Origin of the sequence: Piscinibacter defluvii (assembly GCF_004011805.1) — a bacterium.
Taxonomy (GTDB): Bacteria; Pseudomonadota; Gammaproteobacteria; order Burkholderiales; family Burkholderiaceae_C; genus Piscinibacter; species Piscinibacter defluvii.
The window spans coordinates 583892-600084 of sequence record NZ_ML137196.1; the positions used below are offsets into that span (position 1 = coordinate 583892).

The 16193-nt window shown below is 74.5% G+C and carries 9 protein-coding genes; 2 read left to right on the top strand and 7 right to left on the bottom strand.

Annotation, left to right across the window (positions count from 1 at the left end; all coding sequences use genetic code 11):
* The first annotated feature begins 1 nt into the window (after position 1).
* Positions 2 to 2710, top strand: a complete 2709-nt coding sequence (locus tag D9C15_RS02655) for a serine/threonine-protein kinase (RefSeq protein ID WP_127995862.1) — start codon at positions 2 to 4, stop codon at positions 2708 to 2710.
* Here the strand turns inward: D9C15_RS02655 and D9C15_RS02660 are convergent.
* From D9C15_RS02660 to D9C15_RS02675, 4 genes are all read right to left on the bottom strand, one after another.
* Positions 2697 to 4262: a calcium-binding protein gene (locus D9C15_RS02660; protein ID WP_127995863.1), complete on the bottom strand. Its 1566-nt coding sequence runs from the start codon at positions 4260 to 4262 to the stop codon at positions 2697 to 2699. The genes D9C15_RS02655 and D9C15_RS02660 overlap by 14 nt on opposite strands.
* Before the next feature lie 108 nt (positions 4263 to 4370).
* Positions 4371 to 5714, bottom strand: coding sequence for an HlyD family type I secretion periplasmic adaptor subunit (locus D9C15_RS02665; RefSeq protein ID WP_127995864.1), 1344 nt, complete (start codon positions 5712 to 5714; stop codon positions 4371 to 4373).
* A complete protein-coding gene (locus tag D9C15_RS02670; protein ID WP_127995865.1) occupies positions 5711 to 7420 on the bottom strand; it encodes a type I secretion system permease/ATPase in 1710 nt (569 codons plus the stop codon). The genes D9C15_RS02665 and D9C15_RS02670 overlap by 4 nt, the downstream gene beginning before the upstream one ends.
* 230 nt (positions 7421 to 7650) lie before the next feature.
* Positions 7651 to 9141 carry a clostripain-related cysteine peptidase gene (locus tag D9C15_RS02675; RefSeq protein WP_127995866.1) on the bottom strand — a complete coding sequence of 497 codons (1491 nt, stop codon included), beginning with the start codon at positions 9139 to 9141 and terminating at the stop codon, positions 7651 to 7653.
* Positions 9142 to 9352: 211 nt separating this feature from the next.
* Between D9C15_RS02675 and D9C15_RS02680 the strand changes: the two genes are divergently transcribed.
* On the top strand, positions 9353 to 11587 hold the full coding sequence (locus tag D9C15_RS02680) for a tetratricopeptide repeat protein (RefSeq protein WP_164886626.1): 2235 nt from the start codon (positions 9353 to 9355) through the stop codon (positions 11585 to 11587).
* 1 nt (position 11588) lies between these two features.
* Here D9C15_RS02680 and D9C15_RS02685 read toward each other — a convergent pair whose 3' ends face one another.
* The 3 genes from D9C15_RS02685 to D9C15_RS02695 are packed head-to-tail and all read right to left on the bottom strand — an operon-like array spanning position 11589 to position 16050.
* Positions 11589 to 12521: an alpha/beta hydrolase gene (locus D9C15_RS02685; protein WP_127995868.1), complete on the bottom strand. Its 933-nt coding sequence runs from the start codon at positions 12519 to 12521 to the stop codon at positions 11589 to 11591.
* A gap of 20 nt (positions 12522 to 12541) precedes the next feature.
* Positions 12542 to 13633 carry an ABC transporter substrate-binding protein gene (locus D9C15_RS02690; RefSeq protein WP_127995869.1) on the bottom strand — a complete coding sequence of 364 codons (1092 nt, stop codon included), beginning with the start codon at positions 13631 to 13633 and terminating at the stop codon, positions 12542 to 12544.
* Positions 13633 to 16050, bottom strand: coding sequence for an efflux RND transporter permease subunit (locus D9C15_RS02695; RefSeq protein ID WP_127995870.1), 2418 nt, complete (start codon positions 16048 to 16050; stop codon positions 13633 to 13635). The genes D9C15_RS02690 and D9C15_RS02695 overlap by 1 nt, the downstream gene beginning before the upstream one ends.
* Positions 16051 to 16193: the final 143 nt, after the last annotated feature.

Sequence of the window (16193 nt, forward strand, 5' to 3'; positions counted from 1 at the left end):
CATGACCGCCACCCCCGACGCCGAACGCCTGAAGCGCGTCAACCGCCTGCTCGACGAGGCGCTCGCGCTGGCGCCGGCCGAGCGTGTTGCCTGGCTCGAGCGCCTGCCGGCCGAGCAGGCCGACCTGCGGCCGCTGCTGGGCGCACTGCTGTCGCGCGCCGGGGTCGAGACCGACACCTTCCTGCAGCGGCCGCTGCGCCTGGACCTGCCCGCGCTGGACGCCGCCGAGGCGGACGAGGACCGCCCCGGCGACGTGATCGGCCCGTACCGGCTGCTGCGCCCGCTCGGCGCCGGCGGCATGTCCACGGTGTGGGTGGCCGAGCGCATCGACGGCAGCCTGCAGCGCCAGGAGGCGCTCAAGCTGCCGGCCAGGCTGTGGGCGCCGGGGCTGGCGCGGCGCATGGTGGCCGAGCGCGACATCCTGGCCGGGCTCGAGCACCCGCACATCGCGCGGCTCTACGACGCCGGCATCACGCCGGCCGGGCGGCCCTGGCTGGCGATGGAGCTGGTCGACGGCGAGCCGATCGACCGCCACTGCGCGACCCACCGGATCGACCTGCGCGCCCGCCTGCGCCTGGTGCTACAGGTGGCCGACGCGGTGGCCCATGCGCACGCCCGGCTGGTGGTGCATCGCGACCTCAAACCGAGCAACATCCTCGTCACCCCGGCCGGCGAGGTGCGCCTGCTCGACTTCGGCGTGGCCAAGCTGCTTGCCCCGGACGACGCCGCCGCGCCGGCCGGCGGCGCCGACCTGACGCGCCTGCTCGGCCGCCCGGTCACGCCCGACTACGCCGCGCCGGAGCAGGTGGCCGGCCGCCCGGTGGGCGTGGCCGCCGACGTCTACTCGCTCGGCGTGGTGCTGTACGAGCTGCTCACCGGGCAGCGGCCGTACCGCATCGCGCACGTGCCGGCGGCCGCGCTCGAACGGGCGGTGCTCGAGGCCGAGGTGCCGCCGGCCAGCAGCCGCGCCGCCGACCGCGCGACAGCGCGTGCGCTGCGCGGCGACCTCGACACCATCCTGGCCAAGGCGCTGAAGAAGGCGCCCGCCGAGCGCTACCTCAGCATCGAGGCCTTCGCCGCCGACCTGCAGCGCCACCTGGCCGGCGAGCCGGTGCAGGCACGGCCCGACTCGCTCGCCTATCGCGGCGCCAAGTGGCTGCGCCGGCACCGCGTCGTCGCGCTCGCCGGGCTGTTCGTCGCGCTGGCCATCGCGGCCGGCGTGGCCGGCACGCTGAGCCAGGCGCGCCGCGCCCAGGTGCAGGCACAGGAGGCCCAGGCGCAGCGCGACCGTGCGCTGCAGGAGCTGGCCTATGCGGAATCGGCCGACGAGCTGATGCGCTTCCTGCTCAGCGAGGGTGCGGAGAGGCCCTTCACCACGCGCGAGCTGCTGCAGCGTGCGCAGGCACAGGTCGAGCGCCAGTTCGCCGACGATCCGCGGCTGCGCGCCCGCCTGCTGCTGATGCTGGCCGACCTGCACGGCGAGATGGACGACTTCCGCAGTGCCGAGCGGCTGCTCGAGCAGGCCCGCGCCGCCAGCACCGACGCGGAGGTGCGCGCTCAGGTCGACTGCACGCTGGCCGGGCTGCTGGCGGCCACCAGCCGCATCGACGCGGCACGCGCGCTGTTCGAGCGCACCGTCGCCGCGCTGCCCGCAGCGTCGATCGGCTACGACCCGGCGCGCCTGACCTGCTGGCAGCAGCGCACCATCCTGCATGCCCAGAGCGGCGACGCCGCCGCCGCGCTGGCCGACGCCGAGGCCGCGCTGGCACTGATCGGCCCGCAGCCGCGGCCCGGGCTGCGCACCGTCACGATCTTCCTGCACACCTCGGTGGGCGATGCGCAGGCCCTGCTGGGTCGGCCGCAGGAAGCGATCGCGGCCTACGAACGCGCGATCGCCGAGTTCGAGCGCATCGGCCGCGGCAACACCACCGCGGCGGCGACGCTGGCCAACAACCTCGGCGTGCACCTGGCGCGCGCCGGCCAGCCGGGCCGCGCCGCGCAGGTCTACGCCCGCGCGCTGGCGGCCGAGCGGCCGCGCAGCCGCGGGCGCGACGCCGCGCTGCTGACCAACGCCGGGCGCAACCTGGTCGAGCTCGGCCGCGCCGACGAGGCCGTGCCGCTGCTGCGCGAGGCGCTGGCGCAGCACCAGGCCAAGGGCGACACCCGCGGCGCGGCCTTCGCGCAGCTCGGGCTCGCCTCGGCCGACTGCAGCGCCCTCGCGCCGGCGCGCTGCGAGGCCGCGCTGGCCGAGGCCGAGCGGGCCCTGCGCCAGGCGGTCGCGCCGGGGCACCCGGTGCTGGCCGGCCTGCCGCTGATCGCCGCACGGGCTGCGCTGGCGCAGGGTGACGCGGCGCGCGCGCGCCGGCTGGCCGATCCGCTGGCCGGGCTCACCCCCACCGGCCGCGACCAGGCGCTCGCGCTGACGCTGCTGGCGCGCGCCGACCTGGCGCTGGGCGACGGCGACACTGCACGCCGCCACGCCGATGCGGCGGTCGCCGCAGCGCGCGCCGCGGCGCGCGGATTCGCGCACACCGAGGCGCTCGGCCAGGCCCTGCTCGCGCAGGCGCTGGCGCGCCGTGCGACGCAGGACGCCGCCGGCGCGCGCGACAGCGTTGCGGCCGCCCTCGCCCAGCTCGAGGACAGCGCCGGCGTCGATGCCGCAGCCACCCGCGAGGCGCGGGCGCTGCGCGAGGCGCTCAGTACAGGGTGAAGTCCGAGGCCGAGAGCGAGGCCGACCCTCCGGTGATGAAGTTGCTGATCGAGGCGAACAGGATGCTGTCGCCGGCGACGTTGTCGGTCGGGTTGTAGAACAGGTCGCCGGAGGAGGTGTCGAGGTAGACGCCGATCCCGTCGTTCTCGTTGTTGCCGTCCACATCGACGCCTTCGGCGTACTGGTCGAGCGTGCCGCCGGTCACGCTGAGGCCCACGAAGAACGCATCGTCGAGGTACAACTCGTCGTCCACACCGTCGGCAGTGTTGAAGGTGGCGACCTCGATCTTGTCCCAGTTGTCCACCGCGGCCGGGTCGGTGCTGAAGTAGAAGCGGTCCTCGACGCCATCGTCGACGCCCGGCACGTCGTCCACCGCGCGCAGGGTGTCGTTGCCCAGGCTGCCGTAGAGCCTGTCCGCGCCGTTGCCCCCCTGGACGGTGTCGTCGCCACCCTTGCCGATCAGCGTGTCGTTGCCGTTCATGCCCTTCAGCAGGTTGTCCGCGCTGTTGCCGTTGATGGTGTTGTTCAGCGTGTTGCCGGTGCCGTTGATCGCCGCCGTGCCGTTCAGCGTGAGCTTCTCGACGTTGACCCTGAGCGTGTGGGTGACGGTCGAATACACCAGGTCGGTGCCGGAGGCGGCGTTCTCGGTGACCACGTCGCCGGCGTTGTCGACGTAGTAGGTGTCGTTGCCGGTGCTGCCCTCCATCGTGTCGGCGCCGGCCTTGCCGTCGAGCACGTTGGCGCCCACGTTGCCCTTGATCAGGTTGGCCGAGCCGTTGCCGGTGCCGTTCAGGTTGCCGATGCCGGTCAGCGTGAGGTTCTCGACGTTGCTGTCCAGCGTCTCGCTGATGCTGGCATAGACGGTGTCGATGCCCGGCGGCTGCACCGAGACGATGGCCGAGGCCTCGACGACCACGTCGCCCACGTCGTCGACCCAGTAGGTGTCGTCACCGGCACCGCCGGTCATCGAATCGTTGCCCTCGTTGCCGAAGAAGGTGTCTTCGCCGTCGCCGCCGAGCATGGTGTCGTTGCCATCATCGCCCCAGAGGCTGTCGTCGTCGTCGCCGCCCTCCATCGAGTCGTTGCCCTCGCCGCCGAACAGCCAGTCGGCACCGTCGTTGCCGAGCAGCGTGTCGGCGCCGTCCAGGCCGTACAGGTAGTTGTCGTTCGAGTTGCCGGTGATCGTGTTGTCCAGCGCGTTGCCGGTGCCGACCACGGCCGTCGGCGCGCCCAGGCTGAACGCGAGGGTGACCGTGCCGTTGGCGTTCAGGATGCCGGAGCGGTCCTGCTCCTGCAGCACGAGCTTCTCGACGTTGTCGGTCAGCGTGTAGCTGAAGATCTGCGACACCACGGTGTCGACGCCCGAGGACGGGGCGTCGTCCTCGAACACGACGTCGCCGATCGAATTGACGTTGTAGGTGTCGTCGCCGTTGACGCCGGCCATCGTGTCGTCACCGGCCAGCCAGCCGGAGTTCAGCACGTCGTTCGGGAGCAGGGGATCGCGGTCTCCGAGCAGGAAGTTGCTGCTGCCGGTGCCGATGATGTTGGCCATGATGCTTTCTCCAATGAGTTGACAGGGTGTGAAGGAAGGTTCGGGCACGCTCGATCGCAGGAGAGGGAAGCGGCCGCGTGCCCGGCCGGCCGCTCCTCGACGGGAAACTCAGGGCTCGCGCATCGCGCGGCGCGCGAACAGCCCCAGCGGCTCGAGCAGGTACTCGAGCGGGCTGCGCGGCGCGGTGGTGACGAACACCTCGGCCGGCATGCCGGCGCGCAGGCGCAGCTCGGGGTGGCGCGCCAGTTCCGCGGCCGGCACCTCGACCTGCGCGCGGTAGTGCGACCGGCCGTCGGCATCGGCCATGGCATCGGGCGAGACGGCGCGCACGCGGGCCGGCAGCAGCGGCACGCGGCGCTGCTCGTAGGCCGCGAGCCGCACCAACGCGTCGCCGCCGACCTGCACGTGCGCCACGTCCTGCGGCTCGATGCGCGTCTCGACCACCAGGGTCTCGTCGCTCGGCGCAATCTCCAGCAGCGTCTCGCGCGGGCCGACGGCGGTGCCCGGCGCGCTGACGCGCAGGCCCATCACGACGCCATCCACCGGCGCACGCACGGTCTGGCGCTCGACCTGGTCGACGCCGGGGCGCAGGCGCTCCTCGAGCTCGGCCAGGCGCGCGCCGGCCTCCTTCAGCTCGTCGGCCGCCTGGCGGCGGTAGTCGGCGCGCGCCTGCGCCACGGCGTTGGCCAGCGCGGCCAGGTCGCCGCGCACCTGCGCGGCCTGACCGCGCGCGGCGGCGCTGCGGCCCCGGGCGTCGGCCAGGCTGCGCTCGAGGCCCATCAGGCGCGTCTTCTGGATGAAGCCGGCCTCGACCAGCGGGCGATGGGTCTCCAGCTCGGTGCCGGCCAGCGCGGCAGCGGACTGCGCGGCCGCAGCCTGCTCCTCCAGCGCGGCCTGCTGCGCGCGCAGCGCGACCTGCTGGGCCTGCAGCGCGGCGACACGGTCGTCGAGCGCGCGCCGGCGCGTCTCGAACAGTTGCTGCTCGCGCTGCGAGGCGTCGTAGGCCGCAGCCCGCGCGTCGGCCGGCCAGTCCACCGTGCCGGCCAGGGCCAGCTCGGCCGTGGCCCGCGCGGCGCGCAGGCGTTCGGCCTGCTGCTGGCGCCTGAGCAGTTCGAGCGCGGCGTCGCTGCGCAGGTCGCCGACCACCAGCAGCGCGTCGCCGCGCCGCACCGGCTGGCCCGGGCGCACGTACAGCGCCCGCAGCAGCCCGCCTTCCTGGTGCTGCACCTGCTTGCGGCCGAACTCGGCCTGCACCTGCCCGGCGGCGATCACCGCGCCGGCCAGCGGTGCGCCGGCGCTCCAGGCGGCCAGCAGCGCGGCGGCCACCAGCGCCGGCAGCAGCACCGCGCGACGCAGGCGGCGCTGCAGGCCGCGGTCCGCCGCATCGGCCGGGGCCTGCGCCAGGCCGGCGGCCAGCGTGGCCGCGCCGGGGGTCATCGACAGCGTGTTCATGCGCGGCTCCCTTGGGCGGCGTGGGCGGGTTCGGCCGCGCGCAGCGGCAGCACGGTGCGGCCGCTCAGGCGCGCCTGCACCTCCTCGCGCGGGCCGCAGATCTCGAGCGCGCCGTCGCGCAGCACGGCCAGGCGGTCGGCATGGCGCATCAGGCGGGTGCGGTGCGACACCAGCACCACCGTCACGCCGTCGGCCTTGAGGGCCTGCAGCGCCGCATCGAGCGCCTGCTCGCCCTCGGCGTCCAGCCCGGCGTCGGGTTCGTCGAGCACCACCAGCGCCGGGTCGCCGTACAGCGCACGCGCCAGGGCGATGCGCTGGCGCTGGCCGCCGGACAGGCGCAGGCCGTCGACGCCGATCTCGGTCTCGTAGGCCTGCGGCAGGCGGGCGATCAGCTCGTGCACGCCGGCGCGCCGCGCGGCGCGCAGCACCTGGTCGGAATCGACCGGCCCGAGCCGGGCGATGTTCTGCGCCACGCTGCCGTCGAACAGCGCACCGTCCTGCGGCAGGTAGCCGACCGCGGCGGCGCGCTGCTCGGCCGGCCAGGCGGCCAGGTCGGTGCCGTCCAGCCGCACGCAGCCGAGCTGCGGCGCGCGCAGGCCGAGCATCAGGCGCAGCAGCGAGGTCTTGCCGGCCCCGCTGGGCCCGACGATGCCCAGGCACTCGCCGGCCGGCAGCAGCAGGCTGACCGACTTGACGATGGTCGCCGCGTCGGCCGCGCCGCGCAGGCTGACGCGCTCGAGGCGCAGTTCGCCACGCGGACGCGGCAGGCGCACCGCAGTGGCGGCCTCGGGCTCGGCCGGCGCGGCGCCCAGGCGGCGCCACGCGGCGCGCACGTCCAGCAGCGCCTTCCAGCCGGCGATCAGGTGGTCGACCGGCTGCAGCGCACGGCCCACCAGCACGGTGGCGGCGAGCATGATGCCGGGCGAGGCATGTTCGGCCACCACCAGCCAGGCGCCGAGGCCGAGCATCGCCACCTGCACGCCCTGGCGCAGCCCGCGGCCGAGCGCCGCCAGCCCCGCGTGCGAGCGGCCGGCCTGCGACTGCGCCTCCAGCGCGCGCTGGTGGCCGGCCGCCCAGCGCGCCAGCCCGGCACCGAGCATGCCCATGCCGAGCAGCGGCTCGGCGTGGCGCGTCAGTGCGTCCACCTGGCCGGCCGCGGCACGGGCCGCCGTGGTGGCGGCCTCGGCAGGCGCACGCAGCAGCCGCTCGCTGACGAGGCCGAGCCCGAACAGCAGCCCGGCCGCAGCCAGCGCCAGCGCGCCCAGCGCCGGGTGCAGCGCGGTGATCACCCCCAGGTACAGCGGCAGCCAGGGCGCGTCGAACAGCGCCTGCACCGCCGGCCCGCCGAGGAAGCCGCGCAGCCGCGCCACGTCCTGCAGCGCCTGGCGGTCGAGCCGGCCGCGCGCCGTGGCCGCATCCACCAGCAGCGCGCGCAGTGCCGCCGGCGCCAGCGCGGCATCGAGCGCGCGGCCGGCGGCCTCCAGCGCCAGCGCGCGGGCCCGGTCCATCGCGCCGGCCAGCAGCAGCGCGCCGCCGGCGAGCAGGGTCAGCAGCGCCAGCGTCTCGAGGCTGCGGCTCGCGAACACGCGGTCGTACACCTGCAGCATGTACAGCGCCGGCGCCAGCAGCGCCAGGTTGAGCAGCAGCGAGGCGAGTGCGGCCGTCGCGATGAAGGGTCGGGTGGTGGGGGCCAGCAGCCAGTGCATGGGGACTCCGTCGGGTGGCCCGGCCGGCGGGTGCCGGTCGGTGGAGTCATTGCAGCGGCGCCGGGCTTGCGGCGCGATGCGGCCGGGTTCGGCCCTTGGGGGGAGGCGGGCGAACGATGCGCGGGCGATTGCGGCTGCGACCGAGCGAACACCGCGGATCCGGCTTCGCCGGTCCGCCGGTGCTGCCCCCGCGCGGGGGCGCGCGCAGCGCGCAGGGGGTGGTCGTCAGCTCAGACCGGCGGCTGGGCCCGGTCGAAGCGCGGGCACCCGGGGATGCGCGCCGGGCGCAGGCCCTTGAACGGCTGGTGGCGGTGGTACTCGATGATGAAGTCCACCCACGCGGTCTTCTTCAGGAAGTCGATCACGTGCGGCTGCACCGCCGGCACGCGCGTGTCGGCATCGGGCTGCAGGTAGAACGGCGCGCGCCAGTCCCACAGGCCATGCAGGCCGGGGTCGGGCAGGAACACGTTCATCGACAGCTCGGCGCGCGAGAAGTCCCAGTGCACCTCGGGCGCCATCCAGGGGTTGCCGCTGTCGCCGTAGACCTTGATGCCCTTGAGCGCGCGCGCGAGCGCCTGCGCGGCAGGCTGCACCTCGGCCGCGTTCTCGGGGAAGTTGCTCAGCACGGTCGCGAAGCTGCCGAGGTCGGTGAGTTCGTCGGGCGCCTCCAGCCGCACCGGCAGGTGCGTGTCGTACTGCTGCGCGCCGCGGATGGCCTCGCGGATCTTCAGGGCCACGTCGACGTGGTGCTGCTTGTCGCCGGAGGTGAGCGCCCGGATCAGCGCCTTGGCGAGCGCGTCGAGCCGGCGCACGATCAGCGGCAGGCGGCTGAGCTTGATCACCGAGCCCACCGTCGGATGGTGCGACTTGGCGCGCAGCACGACCCCGTTGGCCTGCACCAGCCAGGTGGCGAGCTGCTGCGTGTCGGCCCGTCCGCCGGCGGCCTTCAGCGCCTCGAAGGCCAGCGCATAAGCCTCGCCCGCGGTGAAGAAGTTGTAGTTCGCGAATCCGCCGGCGAACTCGGCCAGCGGCGCCACCGTGTGCAGCACTTCCACCGACATGTTGAAGCAGTTGTTGAACAGCAGCACGCCGAGGCGATCGGTCTCGTCCTTCAGGCCGTCGCGGATCGCCTGCCCGAGCGCCCAGGTGGACAGCGGCACGCGGCTGGTCGGCAGCACCGGCGAGCCCATCGGCAGCACCGGCGAGCCCATCGGCAGCACGGGCGACCCCATCGGCAGCACCGGCGCGCTCGACTCCTGGCCCATGTGCCACTCGTACTCGCCATGGTTGGTCACCTGCTCGGCGGTCAGCACGTTCAGGTCGATCTCCGGCAGGTAGCCGGCGCCGTGGCCCTCGAGCCCCAGCACGAGCCGCGTGCCGGGGCGCTTCTCGCACGCGTAGCGGATCAGTCCGCGCAGCGGCTGCATCGCCTCCATCTGCTGCTTCCAGCGCGTGGTGAAGCTCGGGGTGCGCCGGTTGGCGCGGAACTCGACCAGGCAGGTGCCCTCGTCGACCAGGTCGACCAGCGCGAACACGTGCACGCCGCAGGCCGCCACCCGCGCCAGGTTGGCGACCAGCGGGTGCTGCGAGACCGTGGTGCGGGCGTCGCCGGGGTAGCCGGTCAGCTCGAGGTCGGTACCGTACGGGGCATAGACCAGCAGCGTGACGCCGTCGGTGGGCACCGCCGTCGATCGGGTGGATGTCAATTGGGCCAGGGCCATGGGAATCGCTCCACGAAGGAGGGCGGGGGCAACGCAGGCCGACCCCGGTGCCGCCCGCCCGGCCGGCACTCGGGAAACGCGGTCCCGGCCCGCGGCCGCACACTAAGATGCGGCGTCCTTGCAAATCCACGCGCGAGCGCCGCGAGCCTCGTGCCCCGTGGCGGTCGATCGGCGAATGATGCGAAGAGCGAGTGTTTCCCGCGCCCCTAGCTTGAAGCCGGCCCCGACGGCGGCCACCCCGGGGGCGCTGCTCGCGCCGCTCACCGACGCCTTGCTCGCGGCCCAGCGCGCCGGCACGGTGGCCGCGTTGCTGCAGGCCCATCCGCGCCTGGCCCGGGGGTATGCACGCCGGCTGCTGCGGCCGCTGTGGGCGGTGGCCGGCGATGCGCTGCCGCACGATCCCGCCGCCGCCGCACCCTGGCAGCTGCTGTTGCGTGCGCTGCTGGCGGGCCTGCGGCCGGACCGGCAGCCCGGGCTGGATGCGCTGCCCGAGGCGGCCTGGCTCGCGCCGGCGGCGGACTGGCGACCGCTGCTCGCGCTGGCCTGCCATCACGGTGTGCTGCGCGTGGCGAAGCTGCCGGCGCGTTACCGCGCCGGGCCGCGCGAGACACCGGCCGAGCAGCTGTGCGGGCTGTGGGACGTGGCCCCGAGCACCGTGTACCGCAGCATCGAGCGCGGCCGCCGCCTGCTCGACGAGGCTCTGCACCGGCCGCTCGATGGGGGCGCCCGGCTGGCGCGCCTGCGTGCGCTGCAGCACGAGGTGTACGGCCTGGTCGGCCTGGCGACGCCGCAGGCGCGTGCCGACTGGCACCGGCGGCAGGCCGAACACACGCTCGCCGGCCCGGACGGGCTGGCCACCCTGTGGCACCTGCTGCACGCCGGCGACGGCGCGGCATTCGCGGCGGGCCTGCAGCGGCTGGCCGCCGGCCTGCACGAGGACGCCGATCTCGAGGTCCTGCTGCTGCAGGCCGGCACCCTGCCGCTGGCGCCGCCCGAACGGGCGCAGCTCGCGCTGGCCGAGGCCGCGCTGCAGCGCGCACGCGGCGACGTGGCCGGCGAGCGCCGGGCCGCCGAACTGGCGCTGCGCCTGGCCCACCTGGCCGGCGAGCCGCTGCTGCTGGGTCGGGCCTACGGCGCACTGGGCCGCTTCCACGAGGCGCGCAACCCGGAACGCGCCTACGCCTGCTTCCAGGACAGCGCCGAGTTCCTGCGCCAGGCCGGCGTGCCCGAGGGGGTGAGCGATCCGGCGCTGCTGGACGAATGCGCCAACACCCTGGTGCGCCTGGCCTGGTGGCACCTGCTGCGCAACGACGGGCGCGCCGAGCCGCTGCTGCAACGCGCGCAGGCCCTGCAGGACCGCGGCCCGCGCGCGCTCGAGACGCAGGCCATGCTGGCGCAGACCTGGGGCGAGTTCTGGCGCCGCAGCGGGCAGCTCCAGGAGGCGCTGCTGCACAAGTACCGCGCGCTGCACTGCTACCAGCGCCTGGGCGACCGGCTCGGCGTGGTGAAGGCCTACTGCAACCTCGCCCTGATCCACGGCGAGGCGAAGGACTTCGGGCGCGCCATCGAGTGTTCGCAGCATGTGCTCGAGATGGCGCGCAGCGAGCCGGTCGAGCCCGAGATCGTGGCCTCCACGCACCTGAACCTCGGCGCCGCGTACTACTGGCAGAACCGCTGGGACCCGGCCATCGCCCACTACGAGCAGGCACTGCGCATCGCGCTCGACGCCGCTCTGGTGGTGGTGGTCGGGCGGGCCCACTACAACCTGGCCGAGGCCTTCTACCGCCGCTTCCAGGCGCTCGGCCGGCCCGACGACGAGCTGCAGGGCGACGCCCACACCGCCGCGGCGCTGGCCACCTGGCCGCCCGAGGGCGATGCGGCGCCGGCCGAGGCGACGCGCCGCCTGAAGCGCGACATCCTCGGGCCGAGCGGGAGCGACCGCTACGACCGCCTGCTGCCGGGGGAGTTCGCGGCCCACTTCCCCGAGCTGCTGGCGGTGCAGCGGCAGCGTGCGGCGCTGGCGCTGCCGCTGGCGCCGCACGAGCAGGCGAGCGCGCACCTGAGCATTGCCGCGGCCTACCTCGCGGCCTGCGTGAAGGAACGCGAGGCGGCCGCGGCGGTGGTGCAGCGGCACGGCCTGGAGCAGCGCTTCCGAGCCTCGTTCGAGCGGCTGGGCGAGATCTTCCAGCGCTCGCAAAGCCGCGAGGAGCGCCTCGCGCAGGCCTGGCGCCGCAGCGCCGCCGACCTGCTCGACGATGCGGCGCGGGCCGCCGTGCTCGCCCACCTGCTGCGCGAGGGCATGCTCGGCCGCAGCCAGTACGCGCGGCTCGCCGCCGTGGGCGCCACCACGGCCTCCAAGCAGCTCGGGCTGCTGGTGACCCGCGGGCTGCTGCGCCAGTCCGGCCGCGGGCCGGGCACGAGCTACCGGCTGGCCGACGCCGGTTGATTCAGTCGAGCACCATCCCCAGCCAGTCCGCCAGCTGGCGCTGCGCCAGGCGTGCCGCGGCCACCGCGCCGCCCATGCTGAGGTAGCCGTGCGCCAGGCCGTGGTACTCGACCAGCGTCACCGCGTTGCCGGCGCGTTGCAGCGCCTGCGCGTAGGCCAGGCCTTCGTCGCGCAGCGGGTCATGCGCGGCGAGCTGCAGCAGCGTGGGCGGCAGGCCGCGCAGGTCGGCCGCGCGCAGCGGCGCACCGTCCTCGTCCGGCGCCACCCCCGCGGGCCCGAAGGCGTGGCGGCTGAAGAAGTCCATCGTGCGCCGGGTCAGCGTCGGGCCGTCGGCATGGCGCTCGCGCGACGGATAGTCGCCCGGGTGGTTGCCGGCCGCGGGCGGGTACAGCAGCGCCTGGCCGCGCAGCGCCGGGCCGCCGGCGTCGCGCAGGCGCCGGGCGACGCTGGTGGCGAGCACCGCCCCGGCGCTGTCGCCCGCCAGCGCGAGCCGCGTGGCATCGGCGCCGATGCGCCCGGCATGGCGCGCCACCCACCGCACACCGGCCAGCGCATCCTCGAACGGCGCCGGCCAGGCATGTTCGGGCGGCTGGCGGTAGGCGAGGCTCGCGACCACGAAGCCGCCGTCCGCGCACAGGCGGCGGCAGACGCTGTCGTAGCCGTCGATGTCGCCCAGCACGTAGCCGCCGCCATGCAGGTACACGACCACCGGATGCGGCCCGGCCGCGCGCGGCAGGTAGGCGCGCAGCGTGAGGTTCGTGTCCGCGCTGCGTTCGTGGATGTCGTGCACCTCGACGTCGGCGACCGGGCCGTCGGCAGCGGCGAGGATCTGGCGGTACACGGCACGCGCCGCGTGCAGCGGCAGGTCGGCCAGGTCGGGCGCGCCGCTGGTGCGGGCCTGGTCGACGATGGCCTGGAGCTGGTGGTCGAGCATGGGTTCTCCGGGGATGAAAGTCAGCGCCTGAGCTTGCCGTCGCGGGCGCGCAGGCCGATCTCGATGCGGTCCGAGCCCTGGCGGCTGTCGGGCGCGAAGCGCACGCGCCAGCCGCCCAGGTCGAGCGTGCCGAGGCCTTCGATGGCGTCGGCCAGGCGCGCCGCGTCGGGCCGGGCACCGGCACGCCGCAGCGCCTCGGCGAGCACGCGCAGGTGCAGGTAAGAGGCCAGGCCCTCGAAGCTGAAGGCCTCGGCACCCACGTACAGGTCGGCATCGCGCTCGAACTCGCGCACCAGCGGCAGCTGCGAGATCTCGGGGATCGGCACGACGCTGGTGAAGCCGATCACCTTGCCGCGGAACAGCCGCGTCGCCTGCGTGAGGGTGGCCGAGGACAGGGTCGCGACGGTGGCGGGCAGTTCGCGGCGGCCCGCCAGGTCGGAGCGGCCGATCAGGTCCAGCGTCGCCGGGCCGAGGCTCAGCAGCAGCGCCTGCGGCTGCGCCTTCTCGACGGCCGGCCAGGCGGCGGCGAGCGCCTCGGCCCGCGGCGCGATCTCGATGCGCGACGCCTGCAGGCCACCCTCGCCGAGCGCCTGCGCCAGCGCCGCCTCGCGGGCCGGCTCGTCGCCGTCGGCCAGCCAGGCCAGCCGGGTGACGCCGATGGCCCTGAGCTGGCTCACCAGCGCCTGCGCCGCGCTGCGGTCGTCCGGACGCAGGCTGAAGACATGGCGCGGCGCGGCCGCACCGGAGAACGGACCGAGCAGCGGCACGCCGAGCGCCTGCGTCGCCGACGCGGCAGCGGCGCAGGCCCTCTCGCCGAGGCAGTTGACGACCGCGAGCACGCCGCGCTCGCGCACCAGGCTGCGCAGGTTGGCGCCCAGGCGCTGCACATCCCCGCCGTCGTCGAGCGTCAGCAGCTCGAGGCGCCGGCCGTGGATGCCGCCGGCCGCGTTGACCCGTTCGATCAGCGCCCGCGCGCCGGCCTGCACCCGGTTGGCGATCGGGAAGGCCGGGCCGCTCAGCGGCAGCGATTGGCCGATCAGCAACGGCGGCGCCTCGGCGGCCTGCGCCCCGGCGGCCACGCAGGCCAGCGCCAGCAGCAGCGCCGCACGCATCACGCCGCCTGCAGCACCGCCTGCCGGCGCGCCGCCGGGCGCAGCAGCAGGTAGGCCAGCGCCGGCAGCAGCACCAGCGCGCCGACCATGTTCCAGACGAACATGAAGGCGAGCAGGATGCCCATGTCGGCCTGGAACTTGATGGGCGAGAAGGCCCAGGTGCCGACCGCCAGCGCCAGCGTCAGGCCGGTCAGCAGCACCACGCGGCCGGTGAACTGCAGCGCGTGGTGGTAGGCCGCGGAGAGGTCGTCGCCGGCCTTCAGCCGCACCAGCATCACCGACAGCACGTAGAGCGCGTAGTCGACGCCGATGCCCACGCCGAGCGCGATGACCGGCAGCGTCGCCACCTTCACGCCCAGGCCCAGGCCCACCATCAGCGCCTCGCACAGGATCGAGGTGAGCACCAGCGGCAGCACCGCGCAGACCACCGCGCGCCAGGAGCGGAAGGTGACGAAGCACAGCACGATCACCGCGCCGTAGACCCACAGCAGCATCTCGCGCATCGCCTGCTGCACGACGATGTTGGTCGCCGCGGCGATGCCGGCGCTGCCGGCGGCGAGCATGAAGCGCTCGTCGTCCACCTTGTTGACCGCGATGAACGACTCCACCTCGTCGACCACGCGCGTCAGCGTCGCCGCCTTGTGGTCCTGCAGGTAGACGTACAGCGAGAGGAACGAGCAGCCCTGGTTGAACAGCTCGCGCGGCGCGCGTGCCTGCACGCCGCCCAGCGCCGCGGCGTTGGGGATCAGCTCGAACCACTTCAGCTGGCCCTCGTTGTAGCCCACCATCGCGAGCTTGGAGAGTGCCGCCATCGAGTGCGTCGCCTCCACGCCGGGCAGCTGCTCGAGCCGCCAGGCCAGGCGGTCGACCCGCGCCAGCGTGTCGTAGCGCGTGCACTGGTCCTCGGGCGTGGCCACCATCACGACCAGGATGTCCGCGCTGGCGGCGTAGTTGCGCGCCAGGAAGTCGTTGTCGCGGTTGTAGCGCGAGTCGGCGCGCAGCTCGGGCGCGCCGCGGTCCAGGTCGCCGATCTGCAGCTTCAGGCTCACCGCGTAGCCGGCCACCGCCAGCAGCGCGCCGATGCCGAGCGCCGCGAGCGCCGGGCCGCGGCGCGTGAAGTGGTCGAGCGCGCGCCACAGCCCGGCGCGCTGGGCTCCCGCGTGTCCGGCGACTTCCGCGGCCTCCAGCCGCAGGCTGCGCTGCGCCGCGTGCGGGCTGACGCCGACGTAGGACAGCAGCACCGGCAGCAGCACCAGGTTCGTGAAGATCAGCACCGCCACGCCGATGCTCGCCACCGCGGCCAGGTCCTGGATCACCTCGATGCGGATCAGCGCCAGCACCGCGAAGCCCACCGCATCGCACAGCAGCGCGGTCAGCCCGGCGACGAACAGGCGCCGGAAGGTGTAGCGCGCGGCCACCACGCGGTGCGTGCCGCGGCCGATGTCCTGCATGATGCCGTTCATCTTCTGCGCGCCGTGGCTCATGCCGATCGCGAACACGAGGAAGGGCACCAGCACCGAGTACGGGTCGAGCTGGTAGCCCAGCAGCGCGAGCAGGCCGAACTGCCACACCACCGCGACCAGCGAACACGCCACCACCAGCGCGGTCGAGCGCGGGCAGCGGGTGTAGCCCCACAGCACCGCGGCACAGATCGCCAGCGCGACCCCGAAGAAGCCTAGCACCTGGCGCATGCCCTCGATCAGGTCGCCCATCACCTTGGCGAAGCCAGTGACGTGGATGCGGACCTGGTCGCTCTGGTACTTGGCGCGCAGCGCCTCGAGCTGGCGCCCGAGCTCGCCGTAGTCGAGCGCGGCGCCGGTCTGCGGGTTCTTGTCCAGCAGCGGCACGAAGATCACGCTGGACTTGAAGTCCGCGGCGACGAGCTGGCCGATCTCGCCCGAGCGCTCGACGTTGGCGCGCACCGCGGCGAGCGCGGCGGCCGAGCCGTCGTAGCTGTCGCCCATCACCGTGTCGCCTTCCAGGCCCTCCTCGTTCACCGCGATCCAGCGTGTGTTGCTGGTCCACAGCGACTTCATGAACGGGCGGTCCACGCCGGGCAGCAGGTAGATCTCGTCGTTGAGCTTGCGCAGCGTGTCGAGGTAGTCCTTGTCGAAGATCGACTCGTCGGTGGTCGCGACGGCGATGCGCAGCGCATTGCCCTGGCCGGAGAGGTTGGCCTTGTTGGACAGGTAGTTGGCGATGTAGGGGTGCTGCGCGGGGATCGTCTTCTCGAAGCTCGCGTTCAGGCGCAGCGTCAGCGCCTGCCAGGCGAGCAGCGCGGTGATCAGCCCGCACAGCAGCAGCACCCAGACGCGGTGGTTGAAGAACGCGCGCTCGAGCAGCGAGCCCGAGCGGGTGTCGAAGTCTTCGAGGCGGGCGACGACGGGCTGGGCGTCGAGCGAGGTATCGGCGTGCATGAGAAGTTCTCAGTTGTCGGTGGTGACGACGCACCACGCTCGGCTCGGCGTCCCGGCCGGGCCGAGCGGCCGCCGCGGATCCGGCTTTGCCGGTCTGCTGGCGGCGCCCCCCTGGGGGGGTGCGCCGAAGGCGCTCCGGGGGG

What these genes read in the sequence shown, in the direction of transcription:
- D9C15_RS02690 (WP_127995869.1), bottom strand. Translation starts at nt 13,633, where the DNA reads ATGCGTGCGGCGCTGCTGCTGGCGCTGGCCTGCGTGGCCGCCGGGGCG.
- D9C15_RS02670 (WP_127995865.1), bottom strand. Translation starts at nt 7,420, where the DNA reads ATGCACTGGCTGCTGGCCCCCACCACCCGACCCTTCATCGCGACGGCC.
- D9C15_RS02695 (WP_127995870.1), bottom strand. Translation starts at nt 16,050, where the DNA reads ATGCACGCCGATACCTCGCTCGACGCCCAGCCCGTCGTCGCCCGCCTC.
- D9C15_RS02675 (WP_127995866.1), bottom strand. Translation starts at nt 9,141, where the DNA reads ATGGCCCTGGCCCAATTGACATCCACCCGATCGACGGCGGTGCCCACC.
- D9C15_RS02655 (WP_127995862.1), top strand. Translation starts at nt 2, where the DNA reads ATGACCGCCACCCCCGACGCCGAACGCCTGAAGCGCGTCAACCGCCTG.
- D9C15_RS02665 (WP_127995864.1), bottom strand. Translation starts at nt 5,714, where the DNA reads ATGAACACGCTGTCGATGACCCCCGGCGCGGCCACGCTGGCCGCCGGC.
- D9C15_RS02660 (WP_127995863.1), bottom strand. Translation starts at nt 4,262, where the DNA reads ATGGCCAACATCATCGGCACCGGCAGCAGCAACTTCCTGCTCGGAGAC.
- D9C15_RS02685 (WP_127995868.1), bottom strand. Translation starts at nt 12,521, where the DNA reads ATGCTCGACCACCAGCTCCAGGCCATCGTCGACCAGGCCCGCACCAGC.